The organism is Virgibacillus pantothenticus, assembly GCF_018075365.1.
In the GTDB taxonomy this organism is placed as follows: domain Bacteria; phylum Bacillota; class Bacilli; order Bacillales; family Amphibacillaceae; genus Virgibacillus; species Virgibacillus pantothenticus.
Genome location: NZ_CP073011.1, coordinates 4,039,224 through 4,058,014 on the forward strand (window position 1 = coordinate 4,039,224; position 18,791 = coordinate 4,058,014).

19 protein-coding genes are annotated in these 18,791 nt (G+C 38.4%); 4 read left to right on the plus strand and 15 right to left on the minus strand.

Features of this window, described 5'->3' with window-relative positions; all coding sequences use genetic code 11:
* Window positions 1-353: 353 nt before the first annotated feature.
* Window positions 354-2,522, minus strand: a complete 2,169-nt coding sequence (locus KBP50_RS18830) for a Tex family protein (protein ID WP_412768170.1) — start codon at window positions 2,520-2,522, stop codon at window positions 354-356.
* A 486-nt stretch (window positions 2,523-3,008) separates the two neighbouring features.
* Here KBP50_RS18830 and KBP50_RS22270 point away from each other — a divergent pair, with 486 nt between their 5' ends.
* A complete protein-coding gene (locus tag KBP50_RS22270) occupies window positions 3,009-3,224 on the plus strand; it encodes a GNAT family N-acetyltransferase (protein ID WP_232231355.1) in 216 nt (71 codons plus the stop codon).
* A gap of 221 nt (window positions 3,225-3,445) precedes the next feature.
* Here KBP50_RS22270 and KBP50_RS18840 read toward each other — a convergent pair whose 3' ends face one another.
* The 8 genes from KBP50_RS18840 to KBP50_RS18875 form a co-directional block, all read right to left on the minus strand.
* Entirely contained in the window at window positions 3,446-4,039 is a 594-nt protein-coding gene (locus tag KBP50_RS18840; protein WP_050351143.1) for a SpoIIE family protein phosphatase, read from the minus strand.
* 2 nt (window positions 4,040-4,041) lie between these two features.
* On the minus strand, window positions 4,042-4,833 hold the full coding sequence (gene sigB, locus KBP50_RS18845; protein WP_050351142.1) for an RNA polymerase sigma factor SigB: 792 nt from the start codon (window positions 4,831-4,833) through the stop codon (window positions 4,042-4,044).
* Window positions 4,805-5,287: an anti-sigma B factor RsbW gene (rsbW, locus tag KBP50_RS18850; protein ID WP_050351141.1), complete on the minus strand. Its 483-nt coding sequence runs from the start codon at window positions 5,285-5,287 to the stop codon at window positions 4,805-4,807. The genes sigB and rsbW overlap by 29 nt, the downstream gene beginning before the upstream one ends.
* The gene (locus tag KBP50_RS18855) at window positions 5,287-5,622 is read right to left on the minus strand and encodes an STAS domain-containing protein (protein WP_050351140.1); all 336 of its coding nucleotides are present in this window, start codon (window positions 5,620-5,622) and stop codon (window positions 5,287-5,289) included. The genes rsbW and KBP50_RS18855 overlap by 1 nt, the downstream gene beginning before the upstream one ends.
* 351 nt (window positions 5,623-5,973) lie before the next feature.
* Window positions 5,974-6,987 (minus strand): PP2C family protein-serine/threonine phosphatase, encoded by a 1,014-nt coding sequence (locus KBP50_RS18860; RefSeq protein ID WP_050351139.1) that lies wholly within the window; start codon window positions 6,985-6,987, stop codon window positions 5,974-5,976.
* Window positions 6,988-7,168: 181 nt separating this feature from the next.
* A complete protein-coding gene (locus tag KBP50_RS18865; RefSeq protein WP_050351138.1) occupies window positions 7,169-7,570 on the minus strand; it encodes an anti-sigma regulatory factor in 402 nt (133 codons plus the stop codon).
* A gap of 3 nt (window positions 7,571-7,573) precedes the next feature.
* Complete coding sequence (locus KBP50_RS18870) at window positions 7,574-7,930, minus strand: STAS domain-containing protein (protein WP_050351137.1); 357 nt, start codon at window positions 7,928-7,930, stop codon at window positions 7,574-7,576.
* Between the two features lie 5 nt (window positions 7,931-7,935).
* Window positions 7,936-8,805: an RsbT co-antagonist protein RsbRA gene (locus tag KBP50_RS18875; protein ID WP_050351136.1), complete on the minus strand. Its 870-nt coding sequence runs from the start codon at window positions 8,803-8,805 to the stop codon at window positions 7,936-7,938.
* A 916-nt stretch (window positions 8,806-9,721) separates the two neighbouring features.
* On the opposite strand from KBP50_RS18875, the gene KBP50_RS22275 reads away from it, so the two are divergent.
* Window positions 9,722-9,904, plus strand: coding sequence for a hypothetical protein (locus tag KBP50_RS22275; RefSeq protein WP_050351135.1), 183 nt, complete (start codon window positions 9,722-9,724; stop codon window positions 9,902-9,904).
* Between the two features lie 146 nt (window positions 9,905-10,050).
* On the opposite strand, the gene KBP50_RS18880 is transcribed toward KBP50_RS22275, so the two are convergent.
* From KBP50_RS18880 to acpS, 6 genes are all read right to left on the minus strand, one after another.
* The gene (locus tag KBP50_RS18880; protein WP_050351134.1) at window positions 10,051-10,410 is read right to left on the minus strand and encodes a type II toxin-antitoxin system PemK/MazF family toxin; all 360 of its coding nucleotides are present in this window, start codon (window positions 10,408-10,410) and stop codon (window positions 10,051-10,053) included.
* A 4-nt stretch (window positions 10,411-10,414) separates the two neighbouring features.
* Complete coding sequence (locus tag KBP50_RS18885) at window positions 10,415-10,699, minus strand: CopG family ribbon-helix-helix protein (protein WP_077298901.1); 285 nt, start codon at window positions 10,697-10,699, stop codon at window positions 10,415-10,417.
* Between the two features lie 398 nt (window positions 10,700-11,097).
* Window positions 11,098-12,216 (minus strand): alanine racemase, encoded by a 1,119-nt coding sequence (gene alr, locus KBP50_RS18890; protein WP_244969436.1) that lies wholly within the window; start codon window positions 12,214-12,216, stop codon window positions 11,098-11,100.
* 599 nt (window positions 12,217-12,815) lie between these two features.
* Window positions 12,816-13,838: a LolA family protein gene (locus KBP50_RS18895; protein WP_050351132.1), complete on the minus strand. Its 1,023-nt coding sequence runs from the start codon at window positions 13,836-13,838 to the stop codon at window positions 12,816-12,818.
* Window positions 13,839-14,003: 165 nt separating this feature from the next.
* Window positions 14,004-15,524: a bifunctional ADP-dependent NAD(P)H-hydrate dehydratase/NAD(P)H-hydrate epimerase gene (locus KBP50_RS18900; RefSeq protein ID WP_050351131.1), complete on the minus strand. Its 1,521-nt coding sequence runs from the start codon at window positions 15,522-15,524 to the stop codon at window positions 14,004-14,006.
* 188 nt (window positions 15,525-15,712) lie between these two features.
* Entirely contained in the window at window positions 15,713-16,075 is a 363-nt protein-coding gene (gene acpS, locus KBP50_RS18905; protein WP_050351130.1) for a holo-ACP synthase, read from the minus strand.
* A 684-nt stretch (window positions 16,076-16,759) separates the two neighbouring features.
* On the opposite strand from acpS, the gene KBP50_RS18910 reads away from it, so the two are divergent.
* Both KBP50_RS18910 and KBP50_RS18915 read left to right on the plus strand, forming a co-directional pair.
* Window positions 16,760-17,530 (plus strand): rhomboid family intramembrane serine protease, encoded by a 771-nt coding sequence (locus KBP50_RS18910; protein WP_050351129.1) that lies wholly within the window; start codon window positions 16,760-16,762, stop codon window positions 17,528-17,530.
* 16 nt (window positions 17,531-17,546) lie between these two features.
* Window positions 17,547-18,497, plus strand: coding sequence for a LacI family DNA-binding transcriptional regulator (locus KBP50_RS18915; RefSeq protein ID WP_050351128.1), 951 nt, complete (start codon window positions 17,547-17,549; stop codon window positions 18,495-18,497).
* Window positions 18,498-18,791: the final 294 nt, after the last annotated feature.

Below are 18,791 nucleotides of genomic sequence, written 5' to 3' on the forward strand. Positions count from 1 at the left end.
GTTTAGCAACGTAGCGAATGGAACGAATCAACTAAAGATTTAGGAATCATGCCCCTGCAACCAGGGGTATGCCGACGCCTGAGCGGCTAGCCCGTTTTTAGTCGGCCTTCCCCTTAGCGACGAACCGATGAGGCCTTATCTTAGGGCGCATTTCTAAAGTCGCCTAGTTGCTGGCGATGGATCCGGACGTGACTATTCGGTTATTTCGTTATTCCCAAGCATCTCATTTTATGTTTCTTATACAGCAAAAAAGCATGGCATTTCAGCCATGCTTTTTTTTGGTAAACGTATTAGTCAAACACAAGATCTTTACTCAGCTTAAATATCAGATAACAACGCAACTGAAAATGTACTTATTTTTCCTGAATCATGGATAATGCAATTCTTCCTTTATTAACATCGATATCATCTACCCACACTGTAACAACATCCCCTACTGAAGCGATATCCATTGGATGTTTCACAAAAGAATGAGACATTTTTGAAATATGAACAAGTCCATCCTGCTTCACGCCAATGTCTACAAACACGCCGAAGTCAACTACATTTCGGACAGTACCTTGTAATTCCATCCCAGGTTCTATATCTTCTAGTGATAAAACATTTTTCTTTAAAATCGGTTGTGGAAAGTCGTCACGTGGGTCACGCTCTGGCTTCACTAATGCTTGTACAATATCATGAAGTGTCGGCTCACCTATCTCTAATTGCTCGGCGACTTCTCTGTTATGAATCGATTGTACAGCTTTCTTCAACTTATCTGAACCGATATCTTCTAGTGAACAATCGATAATATGCAGTAACTGTTCTGTTACCTTATAGCTTTCCGGGTGTATCGGCGTTCGATCTAATGGATGATCTCCGTCCATAATCCGCAAAAACCCAATTCCCTGCTCGTATGTTTTAGCACCTAGGCGAGGGATCTTTTTCAATTGTTTTCGATTTGTAAACTTCCCTTCTTCTTCACGCCGCTTTACGATATTATTGGCAACTGTTTTACTTAAACCAGATACATATTGTAAAAGGGAAGAAGAAGCAGTGTTTACATTTACTCCAACTTGGTTAACCGCTGTTTCCACGACAAAGGATAAAGATTCATTTAGCGCTTTTTGACTAACATCATGCTGGTACTGTCCTACACCAATCGATTTCGGATCGATTTTAACTAATTCCGCTAATGGGTCCTGCACTCGACGAGCTATGGACACGGCACTTCGTTCTTCTACTTGTAAATCAGGAAACTCTTCTCTTGCAAGCTTAGATGCAGAATACACACTAGCCCCAGCCTCGTTCACGATAATATATGGGATGGACAGTTGGTGCTTATAAATAACATCTGAAATAAATTGCTCTGTTTCTCTGGAGGCTGTTCCATTACCAATGGCAACTAATTCAATCGGGTATTGTTTCATCAACTCCAGCACTATTTTTTCCGCGCCTGCCGTATCTTTTTTCGGTGCAGTCGGATACATTACACCAACATGGTGAACTTTCCCTGTTTCATCGACTACAGCCAGCTTACAACCTGTACGAAAAGCAGGATCTACACCAAGAATTGTTTTTCCTTTTAAAGGTGGTTGCAATAAAAGACTTTTTAGGTTTTTGGAAAACACTTCAATTGCCTGCTGCTCCGCTTTTTCCGTTAAACTACTACGAATTTCCCGCTCAATCGAGGGTTGTATCAAACGTTTATAGCTGTCTTCAATCGCATGTTGTAACAATTCTGCAACTTGTTTACTAGCAGAACGCTGTACTATTTTTTGATGTAAAAACTCCAATATCCGTTCAGTCGGAGGTTGAATAGATACTTTCAGAACCTCTTCTTTTTCCCCACGATTAAGCGCAAGGATACGGTGAGGTACTAATGAACGAACTTGCTCATGGAACGTATAATACATTTCATATACTTGCTTATCATCTTTGTCACGATCTTTTACTTCCGACTCAATTGTGCCTCGTTTCATCGTCTCATCACGCAAATACTCTCGAAAAGCTGGTTCTTCAGCAATCCACTCGGCAATAATGTCATTTACCCCTGCCAACACATCTTCTATGGTATGTAATTCATTTTCCTCAGAAATATAGTTCGCTGCTTCATCATCAAGCGCTACGATTTCCTGTTGCCAGACAAGCTCAGCTAACGGTTCCAACCCTTTTTCTTTGGCAATCGTCGCTCTCGTCCGACGTTTTTGCTTGTACGGACGATATAAATCTTCAACTCGTTGTAATTGCGTAGCCTGTAATATTTCCTGTTGCAATTCCTCCGTTAACTTGCCTTGATCGGCAATACTACGTAACACCTCTTCTTTTCTCTCTGCTAAATGAACAGCATATTTCCATTTATCTTGAACGGATTTAATTTGTACTTCATCTAACCCACCAGTAGCTTCTTTTCGATACCGAGCAATAAATGGGACCGTGTTTCCATCTTCTAGTAAAGCAATTACTTTATTGACAATGGGTGCTTTTACTTCTGTTTCCTTCGATACCCATAACGTTAATTCTTGATTGATTTCATTTGCCACATGCTTTCCTCCTTTACTCATGTTGTCTATTTTATCAAAAAAGAGCTTGCTTTCCCACTATCGGTCTGACATGCTTATTGAAATGGGAGTGCTATCAACCTAAATACAATAACTATTTATACATTTTTAAATTGTATTAAAAAGGAGTGATGAAAATGGAATTTAAAAAACTACAGGGGAAGAACAAAGGCGCGGGGCGCCCGTTTAGCAACGTAGTGAATGGAACGAATCAACGGAGATAAAGGAATCACGGTGAGGTAACGAACCGATGAGAACTTATCGTAGGGCGCATTTCTAAAATCGCCTAGTTGCTGGGCTCATGCGCCGGACGTGGCTAGTCGGTTATTTCGTTATCCCCAAGCACCTCATTTTATACTTGCTTATCTTACAAGATGAACTCATTGCTTTATATACCTTGAATCACTGGAGCTTTCACGTAAAATCCACTTTCACAGAAGCAGATGTTATAATCAGTTACAATAATGGGTGGTTCGAAGAGGACAAAGAAACATTCTGGATGGAAAAAATGGGGCGAAGATTGGTTTAATAATTATTGGAGATATTTCTGATACCATTCCAATACTCTTAGATGTTCGAATCGCAAACAATATGAGAGGAAAAGGGTACGGAACAAAAGCAGTTAATTGGATTGCGGATTATGTATTTACAAACTTTGAAGAAAAGATCAGAATAGAAGCATGATAATATAGCGATGAGAAAAGCTTTCTTTAAATCCAATTTTGTCAAAGAAGGTTACTTGAGAAGTGCTTGGGAAAACGCAGATGGAACTATTTCCTGATACTGCGCTTTATGCAATCATTCGTAAAGACTGGGAACAACAAACCATTACTCCCTCGCTATTAAATTAGCTGCCATTTTAATATATGTACATCCACACCCCAGCATGGAGGGCTGATTTGCTTTCAATCAGCCCCCTTATAGTGCATGGCGATTAATGTTGTATCGTCACTTCTGTTTACATTTGATATATGTTTAAATGTTTCCGTAATTTCTTGTACATTTTTCGTCATTAAGTATTTTTGCGATAAATCTCGATCAGTTACACCGTCAGAAAACATAATAAACATCATATTTGGCTGCAACTTCTCACGAACAATTTTAAATGGTCGATGGTAGCCTGCTAAATAGCCAGCATTGGGGATATTACGCTTTTTCTGCTTATTGTCAGTAATTGTTAGAATGCCAATGTTGCCGATGGAAGAAAAAGAATACATCGACGCTAGAAAATCAAGCTTGAGAATACCGATGACCACACCGCGTTTTCCTTGTAACTGCTCATTGCATTTTTTGATAATTGTTTCAATACTTGCGTGGATATTGCTCTTAATAATATCAATGACAACCTGAGACGATTCTTTTGCCAATTCACCACTGCCTAACCCATCCGCAATGGCGCAGACAAAATCACGGTCTGTCTCTTCATAAAAGAAGCTATCACCACAGTAGTAATTGCCTGTTTTCGCTTGTTGAAATACAGACACCTGGACTTGTTCCATCTTTAATCAAAGACCTCCGAATTCTCAGACTGAATTGCTTCTCGCAATTTACGCAATGAACGTCGTTGCAACCGTGAAACATGCATTTGCGATATGCCTAGTAATTCACCAGTTTCCTTTTGGCTCTTATTTTCAAAATAGGTATATTGTAAGATTTTCTGTTCACGTTCAGACAATATCGGAAATATTTTTTCCAAAAGCATTCTCTGATCCGTCTGTTCATATCCCGTTTCTTCTTTGCCAACTAAATCTAATATAGCAACTGTGCTGCCATCGGAATCTGCCTCTACTTTCCGATCTACAGAAAGTGCTTTATAACTTTTCCCCATTTCCATTGTTTCCAAAATATCTTCTTCCGTCACTTGCAAATAGTCTGCTATCTGTTTAATGGAGGGGGAAGATTGATTTTCCATCGTTAAAACATCGACGGCTTTTTTTATTTTGGGACCTAATTCTTTAATACGTCTAGGAACATGTACACTCCATGTTTTATCTCTTATAAATCTTTTTATCTCACCGATAATAGTAGGTATCGCAAAAGATTCAAAAGATTTACCGAACGTTGAATCATACCGGCGGACTGCAGCAAGTAAACCGATCATACCTACTTGGACAAGGTCTTCATGAATTGCACTATTTTTCGAGTATTTACGTGCAATTGATTCTACAAGATCTTTATATTTGAGTACAAGTTGTTCCTGTAGCTGCTCATCAGTAGGCTTTTTTTGCAATGATTCAATTAATTGGTAAACCTCATCTCTTCCGCTATTGTGTGGTTGAGATTTGGTCGTCATCCAAGCCCACCTCAGCTTCATGTTCATGTATATACTTTGTCATTAATACAATGACACCGTAATGATTATTGATTTGAACTTTATCCATTAATGCATTAATTAAAAACAGACCAAAACCCCCTTCTCTTAATTCTTCAATCGATTCGGTCTCTTTGTATGGTCCAATCCCATCTTTTATTTCATTTAAGTCGAAACTTCCACCATGATCTGCAACCATGATTTCCAATCGATCTTCATAGACACCAAATCCAATGGTGACTTCACCATCCTCATCCTCATCATACGCATGGGTCACCGTATTAGTAATGGCTTCTGATATAGCTATTTTCAAATCTTCTATATCTTCATAAGAAAAGCCCATTCTGTTGGCAATTCCTGAAATACTTAACCTTACAACTCCTACATATTCTGCTTTAGCTGGAACCTTCAGTTCAATAAAATCAAATTTCTCCATTATTCGCTCCCACCTCGAATCGAAGCACGTAAATCCATGATTTCATCTAAGCCGGTGATTTTAAATAACCGAAGCACACGGTCTTGGATATTCACAAGCGTAAGCTTACTGCTATACTCTTTCGATGATTTTAATGCACTAATAAATGTGCCCAGACCAGTACTGTCCATATAATTTATCTCCGCTAAATCTACTTCTACATGATGCTCCTCTTGCCTCGTAAGCGGAATTAATGCTTCTTTTAAATTTGGAGCAGTATAAGCGTCAATTTCTCCAACCAAGTAAACAACCGATTTCATTGGTCCTTCATTCACCACATTAATCGTTAGATTCATACTTTCCCTCCTAAATCACAACATAATTAGAAAAATTTGGCTTGTCGCTAAGTCTTATGGCGGAAGCCTTTGTTTTTCTTATACTATAAACCAAAAAACCTTATACTTCCTATAGTGTAAAATAAAACTTCATTCAGGAAGAGTTTGCCTCCATTTCCTACTGAATGTTTCGTACCACAAGGGTATGACCTATTTAGATGTTGTTATCTCCCGCTTAGGCTTATTTGTTTTCACCTCCAACCTTGAAGTGAAAATCGTAGAGCGCCTTACATACGGGATAAACACACGAGGTATTAGATGCGTATTCAATAAGACCACATTACACTTACTAATACCCATTACTGAAAATGCTTAAACTTCTCTGCGTAAAATAAGTAATGTAAAATCATCCCGCAGTTCAAAGTCCTGTAAACGTTCAAAATATTTAAATGTTTGATCAACCATCACCTGCGCAGGCAAATGGGCGTTCTGCTTAATGACATCTAATACTTCTTCCCGCTCAATAAAGCGTTCGCCATCCCTGCATTCTGTAACTCCGTCGGTTAGGAGAATCACCATATCCCCCTGCTCTATTTTCAGTTCATACTGGGGATAAGTAGTATCCGGTGTAACACCTAAAACAAGACCTTTTGTTTTCAATTCAACAAAAACGTCCTGACTAGAGTTATAATAAAATCCTGGTTCATGACCGGCTGAAGCGTAACGAAGTGTATGGTCAGAAGGGAGGTATTGGGCATAAAACATCGTAATAAACATACTTGGATCAACGTTTCTTTCCACGACTCGATTCATATTTGCTAATATAGCTTTAGGCGTCATTGCATCCTCAGGGTAACTATCCATGGCATATTTGATCATCGACATGCACAAGGCAGCGGGAATGCCCTTTCCAATCACATCAGCCATCGCAATTCCTAATGATCCATCTCTTCCTTTCACAAAATGATGGTAGTCGCCATTCATTTGGTGTGCAGGAACACTTATAACTCCAATGTCTAAACCTTCAATATTCGGCTTCTTTGTTTCCAGAAGTGTTTCTTGCATGCTAGCTGCAACTGATATTTCCGCTTTTAATTCAGATTGCTTTTCTCTAAGCTGCTGATACTCTTGATGAGCAATCCCATAGGCAATCATTGCTTCTAGTAAAAAATTCATGGAATATTGAATGTCTTCACTTAAATTTGGGTACAAGTCTTGGAGAGATTGAATATGCATATTTACAATTTCATCAGGAAGAACATTATTTTTAATAAACGCTTTACTAGCCTGTTCAATTTCATATAGCGATTGTTCATCTCTTGTTTCAATGTATCGTTTCATTAATGCTTTATAAGCTTCTGTATCTAATTTCATTAAACCGCTCATTATTTTCCCCCTCACTCTCCATGACAACTGGATAATGGGAAGCAGTTAATAGCTCTTAGATATAATAAAATTAATCAAAACATGCGTCTACTACACTCCGTTGCATTTCTTCTATTAAGCTATAACGCTTATATTCCCACAGTTATTCCTATATTTTTGTAACGGTAGCATAAAATGAATTTTATCTTAGCCATTTGATCGCTTTTACACGAGTCCCTTTACCAACTTCTGATTGAAGGTCAAATTCATCCATTAGCCTCTTCACACCAGGTAAACCTGCACCCAACCCACCGGAGGTTGAATAACCATCTTCTAAGACTTGTCCAACATCTTCAATCCCAGGACCAATATCTATGGCAATAATGCATAATCCTTTTTGCTCAAACGTATCAATGACTTCAAAACATATTTGCCCGTGATCTGCATATAAATAAATATTTCTTGCTAGTTCCGATATGGTCGTAGCGATTCTAGCCTGATCAACAGTGCCAAAACCAATTTCCCTTGCAATATCTCTACCTAGCTGTCGTGCACCTACTATATCCCATTCTTTTTTTATATTCACGCAAGATTGAGGCTTCATTGGCTATTCCCCCAAATCCTGGTAGAGTTTAATAAGGCCTTGCTCTAAGTTTAATGCAGTCGGTACATTTTTCAGGTGAATACCTAAATCAATTAACGTAACTGCTACGGCAGGCTGAATTCCTGTTAAAACTACCTTTGCCCCCATTAAATCTGACATTGTTACAACATCACCTAGAACTTTGGCAATAAAAGAGTCAATGATGTCGACGGAAGTTAAATCAATGACTACACCTGTAGAACCATTTTTGTGGATTTTATCTAACAAGTCTTCCTGAAATTGAATGGCTGTTTGATCATCGATTTCTGTTTGTATGGAGATAAGTAGGTAATTGTGAAGCTTTAAAATAGGTATTCGCACGCTGTTCACTCTCCTTTTAACGATTGAATCATTTGCTCTATACTATCTGCTCTATTTTCCAAATCAACAATTTGGCGATCTGTCAATTCGAGCGCTGTACGAAACCCTTTCTTCAAGGAACTTTTCGTTGGAAACTTGCTTAAATCAATCCCAAGGTTAACAATGGTTTGGGCAATTTCCGGTCGAATACCAACAAGAATACATGTTGCACCGATTAAACGAACAGCTTCTGCTGCTTGTATAATATGATGCGCCACCATCGTATCCACGACAGGAACTCCAGTAATGTCGATCAAAACAACTTCTGAATTGTGTTTAATTGCACCGTCCAGTAAATTTTCCATAATTAATTTGGCACGATCTGTATCCACCGTTCCAATTAAAGGCATAATCGTAATCCCATCCATAACAGGAATCAATGGAGCAGATAATTCTTGCAGCGCCACTCGTTGTAATGATACTGTGTTTTCCCAGCTTCCTGAATACTCATTTACGAGTTGTCGGATTAATGGTTCCACCCATGTATCAACACTTTTCAACACATTGGAAATAAATGCTGGGTCAAGCTGTTCATATTGGCCCAAAATATAATCGATTGTAACCCTACGAAATACTTGTAAGCCATCAGTAATATAACTCAACGGCCAACCGAGGTTAATAATTTTTTCCGAAAATTCTTCAACCGCTTTTGGCGAGCCAGCATTTTTAAGGCTTGTAAAAATAACATTAACAAATTGGCGATTTGTACTTTCAAATAACTCATCAGAAATACTTGCTGTATAATTATCTAGCTTTAAAGAATTAATTTCTTGCATCCAAAGCTGAACAATAGAATCACTGTTTTCAATAGCAATTTTTTTTAACTTATCATCCATTTCATTACCCCCAGTTTACTTGATTGCTACCTCGTTAAGTCATATCATTTATAAGTGTAAGACTCCCATTCATGTCATATATGTCAAGCATACTTAAACGTTAAGTAGCTTGCTTACTGTATTCCTAAAGCCTTAAAGTACAAGATGTCACCACGCTCGCATCGAGGAAATCTTACAAAATTCAAGACATATCAACATTTATTGTAACACAGAAACAAAAACAGAATGAAATAATATTCCATTAAAGCGATGTTCAAAATACGCCAAAAAGACTCAAGCATTTCCTCGTTATGGTCTTATGTAAAACAACCCACATAATGAATCCAAGAAGATCTTCATTCCTGTACAAAACTGCTGCTAAAAACTCCATTTTCTCAGATACTTCGACACTCGGATGTATCAGCATCGGTTTATAGCAGACAAAATTTAATTCGCTGGATTTCGTTACTTTAAAGGAGCCGAGAGCAAGTCCTGTTTTTTGAATAGCACTTAGGGGAATTGTTTAAAAAATGATAAACAACAAATGGTAGAATTGATAATGACCGTGAGAGCAAGGCTGTTCCTAAAAACCATTCAAAAACAAATCCAACAGAGAAAAGAATATTTATGGTTCTCTTACTTCATGGCGCTTTACAGGAACTATTATCAAACAAAAATCTAGGTACAAAAATCAAGATGGATTTTATTGTCCTGAGGAAAAGTTCGCACGAAGGGACTTTACCTGTATAATATCGATAATTACCACCGCTGACTCAAGGAGATACAACGATTTAGAGGGATTGCAGCAAAACAGCGAGGATGGTTTAATAAATGAAACTTTTAATTCTTCTAATTCGTATATAGGGTGACAGAGGCTATAATGACTGGAGCTTAAACGGTGAATCCGATTATAATATAAATGAAAGGGGAATCAATTATGTCTACAGATATCATTAACATAGTAGCTATAGTTTCTACTATTATATGGATTATGGTGTTTCGAGAGCTTATAAAATCTTCCAAAGAGGACAATAGACGAAAAATAATCACTTTACTATCTGCGGGTTCTTTATCAACACTAATACTGACCATTTTACTTTTCCAAAACATCCAGTTCTAAAATTATGACATAAAACGCATAATGAATACGGTATATACCTCATTTAGATTTAAAATTTATTTTCATAATAGATGGTAACTCGAAATGCGAGCTATAGTGGTTGCTTATCTTGTAAAAAATCCTCTTGTCATATCACAAGAGGATTATCATTGATCATACATATCCTTCAGTCCTAAACTGATTTCCAATGCCTGGTTGATCTTTTTCATCATTTCTTTATCTAATTTTGTAATTTTATCTGTTAACCGTTGTTTATCAAGTGTTCGTATTTGCTCTAGCAAAATAACGGAATCACGGTCAAACCCATATCGTTTTGCATCAATCTCCACATGAGTAGGGAGCTTTGCTTTTTGAATTTGCGCTGTAATTGCAGCAACAATAACGGTAGGACTGAAACGATTCCCGATATCATTTTGCAGGATCAATACCGGGCGGATGCCTCCCTGTTCTGATCCAACAACAGGGGAAAGGTCAGCGAAATACACTTCGCCTCTTTGTACGATCAAATGGTTACACCCCGATCACAGAGCGTTCCAAGGTGTTTTTTGCTTCCTCTTCAGCTTGAAAAGCTTCTGAAGCAATTGTCAAATTAATACGACCCATTTCTGCATAACCTTTTTCCATGGTTTCGCGAAATTGTTGAAAGTGCTCATCTCTTTTATGCTGAAGATAGTTCCTTGTTGCCTGACATATGAAATCACTCAAATCACTATTCTCATACTTCACCAGACCATCCACCTCATTTAACAGGTTTTTCGGTATTTTAACTAATACTTCTTGCAAGCTTTCTGACAAAACCATCACACCTCCGCCAACTGTTGAACGAACTTTGTAGAAGTTATTTTTATAATATCATTGAATTCGCCTGTTTGCAAAGGGTTCCTTAAAAATTCCCCAAAAAATATCTTGTTTTGTCGTTTATTATTACCTTTATTGTGGTATAGCAAATAGAATAAGCCTTTATTCAACAGTATCTTTAGCGATTGTTCAAAAAGCCTCATTTCGTCTGCGCTGATACGTTAACAGCTTTGCGAATGTCACCTCCGGAAGTCACATGCAAGTAGTAACGTTGTAATAAAACACCAGAACTCAGCAAGCGCTATTTTTCAGCCATTTCTGCTTTAACAGATCTTGCTGCTCGCTTTTAGAACATACACTATACAATTCGAACCATTTCCAAAATAACTTTGTGCTCACTGCCCTTTATAAATACGAGGAACACGGTTATTCAATATACAAGGAATCTCATAATTAATGGTCTCAGCATAATCCGACACTTCATCCATTGAAATGCATGCATCGTTTTGACAACCAATAAGCGTCACCTTAGTCCCCACTGGATACGCTTGATCCAATCTGATCATCGTTTGGTCCATACAAATTCTTCCGACAATAGGTACCCGTATTCCATTCACTAGTACGCAAAAGCCCTGCATCCTTCTTAACCAACCATCTCCATAACCAATAGGAAGCGTGCCAATCCACTCTTCCGTTTCTGCTTGATACGTACACCCGTAGCTAACACAGTCTCCTGGTTGTAATCTTTTTACATGAGCGAGCTTACTGTGCAAAGAAAAAGCTTGTTTTAAATCTATCTCCCCCTTTTCTTTTACTGCTTGAGAAGGATATAATCCATACATCGCAATCCCAAATCGAACATAGTCATACATGTCCTCCGGCAGACGTATGGCACTAGCACTGTTACCGACGTGAACATCAAGATTTTCTAGACCTTGTTCTTTAAGTCGGGAAAGGAGTCTTTTAAAGCGAGTTCGCTGTTCCTCAAAATACGTCGACTCAGGTTCATCTGCTGTTGCAAAATGAGTAAACACCCCAGTTAAATATATGCTGCGATTTTTGTTTAATGCGTGTAAAATATCCTGCATCTCTTCTTTCGTCCTTATGCCTATCCGACCCATTCCGGTATCCACTTTTAAATGAAGATGAAGCGGCTTAGAAAATGAATAGCTATTTACTTGTTCCAGCCAGTCTTTTTGAAAAAAGGTTAGCGTAATACCGTGTTTTGCTGCTTCTATCGCTGATGCTGGCGGAACCCAGCCTAACACAAGAATAGGGGCTGTTATGGATGCCTCGCGTAACTTAATCGCCTCTTCTAATAATGCCACTGCTAAATAATCTGCTCCAGCTTGTAAAGCTTTTTTAGCAACTTGGATACTCCCGTGCCCATAGCCGTCTGCCTTTACTACTGCCATTACTTTTGTTTCTTTTGGAAGCTTTTTCTGTATTTGTTTTATATTATATGCAACTGCATCCAAATCTATTTCTATCCATGTATTTCGATGAATTTCCAAATTGCTTACCCCTTTCATACCAAATAGTCTGTGCAAAATTGATACTTCCTATTATTTCTCGTTGTATATACCCTGTCAATGCTTGCTCCGTTTTTGTTCAAATAACAAATGCCCAAGCGCCCCGTTTAGCAACGTAGCGAATGGAACGAATCGGGGATTTAGGTGCTGTTACCTCCCGCTTCGACTTGTTCAGCTCACATCTTCCATTCTTGAAGTGGGAGTCTACAACGCCTTTTTACGGGATAAAGGAATCATGCCACTAAAAACAGGGGTATGCCGACGCCTGAGCGGCAAGCCCGTTTTTAGTCGGGCCTTCCTCTTTGCGACGAACCGATGAGGACTTATCGGAGGGCGCATTTCTAAAGTCGCATCGTTGCTGGGCGATAGAGCCGGACGTGGCTATTCGGTTATTTTGTTATCTCCAAGCGCCTAAATTTATACTTTCTTATCTCTTTAGAAAAACTTGGCTTGTCGTCAAGTCTTATGGCGGAAGCCTTTGTTTTTCTTATACTATAAACCAAAAAATCTTATACTTTCCTATAGTGCAATGAAAAAGCAGACTCATCCACGATAGAGTCTGCTTGGCCCTTGTCTGAAAATTATTTAACTTCTTTCCTTTGGACAGATTTCGCAACTTCAATGAGCTCCTCCTTCGTCAACTCCTCACTTGCTAACATAAAATCTACCCCGTTATGCGTCCACTCAATAGAATTATCTGTTATTGCGCCTACTGCAAATCCTAAATTTACAATCTCGCCTTCTACTTCATTAGGAGTTGCCATGGTCGTCCGTATTTGTGCTTTTTCTTCAACCAGTGTAAAATTCTTTTCCCCTTCAAACGTTAAAATAACGCGATCTCCGGTTTCTGTTGACGTTTCTTTTTTTTCAGTCAGTTCTGCTCCTGCCATGTACGATGGGTAAAAGACCGTGAGCGCTTCCTGCTCCTCAGTTATAGCAGCTGTTTCTTCAGCTTCTTCCGACTCTTCACTTCCCATGTTTTTCTTCATCGAAAAATCATCATCTTTAAAGCTTGCTTTGCTATCAAAACTAGAAAAGCTAACATCGACCAGAGCATTTTTATCTTTATCTAGCACCTTTACTTGAGTGGGATGTAACGATTTTTTGTCAAGATAAATTTCCTGATAAGGCAGGTTGTTATTGCTTTGATAATTCGTTTTTGTCTTGAACACATAATGCGAGTCTCTAACCTCAAATTCTGCTTCCTTATCCTTCTCAATATCTTGAATTAAAGATTGATACAGATACGGTTGACTACTGTTTTGCGGCCATTCTGACTGAAATTTAAAGCTTTTGTTTAATGCTGGGGTTAATACAAATACCCCATCGTCATTTTTTAAAATAATTTGGTTGCCTTTTTCATCCGACTTATTCGATAATCCAACGCGATACATATCATCTTTTTTGTGCCAAATATTGATTTGAAATGTTTGTTGCTCTTGACCTGTATTCATATTCATTTCTGCTTTCGCTCTATAGCCGTCCATTTTCTCGACTGTTTCCTTTAAATCTGCAACAACATCCTCTTGTGTCTTTTCTCCACAAGCAGCTAATACGATTACGAGGCCGAATAACATAAGTAACCCACTGATTTTCATCTTCATGTACATATCTCCCTTGTCTCAGTTAATTAAAGCAAACTTAGCTAGCGCCAAGCCTTTAGACGCAGGCGACTGCCTCGTTGTACTTATACTTAGGACATCCATGATGATTACACCACATAGCGCTCATCTTTATCCTTTTCTAACGTAAAACAAAGGGAACCCATATCATCCACTACTCGAAATGGTACGATATACATCAGTTATTCCGTTAATTACATCGGTTGCAAGTAAATCATGTTCAGAATGCTGATGCTGTACTAGTAAATCTGCCGACATACCGTGAATATAACAGGCATTACTTAAAGCTTGTAACAAGCTTTGCTTTTGCATCACCATGGCCAAAGCAATTCCTGTTAAGACGTCACCACTTCCCCCCTTAGCAAGCCCCGGATTGCCTGTGGGGTTTACCATTTGCACACCCTCTGGGGAAGTAACAATCGTGTATCTTCCTTTCAAGACTACATAGACACGGTAAGCTGTGGCAAATTCCTTTGCATATTGAAATGGCTGCTTCAATAACTCACGAACCGAGACCCCCAATAGCATTGCCATTTCTCCAGGATGGGGAGTAATAACGGATGGGTGCGTTCTTTCATTTATTTGAGGCAACAGTTGAGATAAATGATACAGACCATCACCATCGATAATAATGGGGCATGTTGCTTTCTCTATTACATACTTTACTAGGTCTTTTGTACATTCTTTTCGACCTAACCCCATTCCAATAGCAATTGCATCATAAGAGTCTAGATTTATCTCTGAATGGTTATCGAGATAGCCGTCTGTCGCTGATAAAGCAGAGTACGTAGCTTCGACACAATTTCCTGCAATCATCTGAATAACAGGTAGAGAACTGGCACCCATTATCAAACCAGCTCCTGACTTTAATGCTGCTTGTACAGACATGGATAAAGCACCGGGCATTTCCTTGCAGCCACCAATAATCAATCCCCTACCATGATTGCCCTTATGATCAAATAACTGACGTTTTGGCAAAGTCTTCTTCACATCCTCTAGCTGCCACATCCCCTTACTTGTAAGACGCTTAAAAATAAACGTCGGCAAGCCAATAGAAACAACCTCCCATTCTCCATAATAGCTTGCAGTGTAAGGAAGAAAAACACTCTGCTTTGGTGCACCGATAATGATGGTGTAATCAGCTTGTACAGCGTGAAACGATTCTCCGCCTTCATCTGCTGGTACCCCTGAAGGAATATCTACAGAAATGACATAGCTTTGTTCCGCATTGATAAGCGAAATAAGTGAAGCAAATGGTTCCCGTACTTCGCCTTTGATCCCAATACCGATCATCGCATCAATGAGTACGTCTGCTTCTTTAACCATCTGGATAGATCCAGTCTCATACGGAACAACTTGACCTCCACATTTTTCATAAATACGCTTGTGATCATATGCATCGCCCGTAACTTTATCATTTGGAACTACTTGCAATACCTCTACATGATAGTTATGATCCAGCAACGTACGTGCAATAACAAATCCATCCCCACCATTGTTACCTGCCCCTGCCAATACACAAATTTTATCCGTCTGAGAAATCTTCCTCATTACCTTCCACGCAACAGCTCGTCCGGCATTTTCCATCAGCAATTTTCCATCCAAACCAATTTCCTGCATTGCTAAACGATCCATATCGTACATTTCTTTCGCGGTGACAATAAACAAATTTGTTCCCTCCTACCCGCACTAAATTATATGAGACAAACCTTGTGATTATGCATTCGTTATTATCTCTTGTACTATATCTATTTAAAAAGCAGCATCATTTTCTGTATGAAAAGCTTTTCCATTTCCCACAAAATAACTTTGAAATAAATGAAAGGTCTACTTGCTTATTTTCGACCGTACCAAAACTATGATTGCGCTTCTAGAACAACCTGGGCTACAGCATAATGCTTTGCGTGGGAGATCGATACAAATATGGCAACCGATTCAAATCCTTTTACATTTAACACAGGAGATCCATTCTCCAGTTTTGTTACTTCTATATCCTGAAACGAGAGCTTACCGATGCCAGTACCAGCAGCTTTAGCAAATGCTTCCTTTGCTGCAAATCTCCCAGCAACATATTCTACCTTCCTTTTGTCACTCGTTAATAATCTATAACCTTCTCTCTCTGCAGGCGTTAAAATCCGTTCTATAAAGCGTCCATTGTTCTTTATGCTCTGTTTAATGCGTTCCAGTTCAATAATATCAATACCAATTCCTTTAATCATCTCTTTCTCCTTTTCGTAACAATAAGATCACTAACGGAAAATAAATGTTTAATACAGTTGCTACAATACTTATGATTGAAGTACATTATAAAGTGGATCTTCCAGCCGTGGCGATTTTAATTGTATCTCCCACGGCTTGTTAGCACCGTAATAGTGACCTAAAGGCCGCTTTCGAAATAGGGCATTTAGGTAGCGGTTATCTTCCACTTAGACTTGTTGCTGTACAGATTATCCAACTCCTGAAGGGGAGTCTTATTGGGATAAAACAAATAGTTAATTGTGACCTACTAGTTGATGTCACGATTACAAACATCGTTTTGAACACTTCTTTCATGTTCATAAACGTTCATAAAGATCAAAACAGCTTACTTTCTAAGCTTAAATGCTTACTACTCGGTTACTGAGCCACATGTATACAGCTCAATAAAAGGATTATGTTTAACGATTTGAATCATTCCCTTAAATGTAAAATACAACTACTTGATATAAACCGTTGCAAAAAACCTTCATTTGTCATTTTTATTCGACTTTATAAATAGCATTTAGTAGGATAAAATTAATTATAAACGTGTATGCTTAAAAAATAGAAAAGCAACCAAATTAGTTAAAACCAACTTCCTGTGAGCTTAATTCTATCATACACCTTGTTAGGCAATTTAAAAACCTATTCCATGGAGGAACCAAATGTTTATAAGACATGAAAGAAGTATCAAAGAATTTATGCAATCCTATCCAATCGTTTCCACGCTTGTAATCGTTCACTTAGGTTTATGGCTAGTGATTAATCTTTTACAATTACCGTTTGGTATATGGCTTTACCAGTTAGGGAGTGGAAGTAATTATTGGGTTGAGCAAGGTGAATATTGGCGATTGATTTCCCCGATATTTCTCCATGTTGATTTAATGCATGCACTGTTTAACTCCTTCTCCCTTGTTCTATTTGGTCCTGCTTTAGAACAAATGCTTGGGAGAACCAAATTTATCCTTGGCTACCTTTTTGCTGGCATATTCGGAAATCTAGGGACTTATTTCGTGGAAGATTTATACTATAACCATGTAGGAGCATCAGGGGCAATCTTTGGACTGTTCGGCATCTATATTTTTATGGTGTTATTTCGAAAACACCTTATCGACCAAATTAGTTCGCAAATGGTTACTACTATTTTAATTATTGGTCTAGTCATGACATTCTTCAATCCAGGCATCAATGTTTCCGGCCATGTTTTTGGTTTCCTCGGCGGTTTTATCATAGCACCCGTTATTTTAGCAGGTGCAAATAGCTATAATCCGTGGGCAGCCATTGCAAGACGCAACCGTTACAGAGATGATGATGATATCCAATTTGACCCAAACCGCTGGAACAAAAAACGTCTCCCACGCTCCTTCACTAAAAATATTTGGTGGATTATTTTAGGAGTTCTAGTTTTGCTTGGCTTATTTAGCCGCCTATTTTAATATAAGGAGCATAGTAATGACGAACATTCATGATATAGCAAAATTAGCCGGTGTCTCTGTTTCAACGGTTTCAAGAGTATTAAATAATTATAAGTATGTTTCAGAAGAGAAAAGATTAAAGGTGAAACAGATTATCAAAGAGCTTAATTATACACCTAACAATAACGCTATTGATTTAATACGTGGGGAAACAAAAAGAATAGGTGTTATTATCCCCTATAACAATAATCAAGCATTTGATCAAATGCTTCATGGTATTCTAAACAAATCCAGTGAGTTAGATTTTTCGGTAACTGTACTTCCTTCTAAGTATAATAAAAAAAGAGAACTGGAATATTTGGCTATGCTGAAAAGCAAACAATTAGATGCTCTCATCATAACGTCAAAAGCAAATCATTGGGACAAAATTATCCCCTTTACACAATACGGAACAATTATTTCTTGTGAATACACGGAAAGAGAGGAAATAGGTTGTGCTTATGTAGACCGTTTCGCCTCATACTTAGAAGTATTTCAAATGCTGAAACAGAAAGGGCATCAAAGAATTGCCTTTACGACGGCAAGGGGAAATGAAAGTATAAGTACAAAACAGACAATCAACGCTTATCAGAACGTTATTGGAGAAATGTATCAAAAATTTCACATTGGAAATTGCTTTTGCTTAGAAGATGGTTACAAAGCTGCAGAAATACTTTTGAATCAAAAGAACCGACCTACAGCAATCTACGCTAATGGCGATGAAGTAGCAGGGGGAATTTTCCAATATTGTCAGTATAACAAACTGCAAATTCCCGAAGAGGTTGCAATTGTAGGGCAAGAAAATCAACCAATTGGAGAAGTCTTAGGAATTACAACAGTTAACCACCGACTTTCAGCTTTAGGAGCGCAGGCCTTTGAGCTTGCTGTAAACCGAACATTAGATAAAATAGAAATCCCTTATGAAATAATCCAACGGTCCTCTACATGAGCACGTATAAAGTGAAATCTCTAATCAGTAGCGGTTATCTTTCCCCCACTTGAAATAGTAGATCAAAGTCTAAGATTGCGGTTGTCCTTGAAAAAACACTTTTTCTATGTAAGGTACTGATTCCCAGTTTTGTGTCCGAATGTAAGAAAGTATAAAATGAGGCGTAGTGGACAAGGAAATAACCGAATAGCCACGTCTGGCACATGAGCCCAGCAATGATGCGACTTTAGAAATGCGCCCTACGATAAGTATCATCGGTTCGTCGCTAAGAGAAAGGCCGACTAAAAACGGACT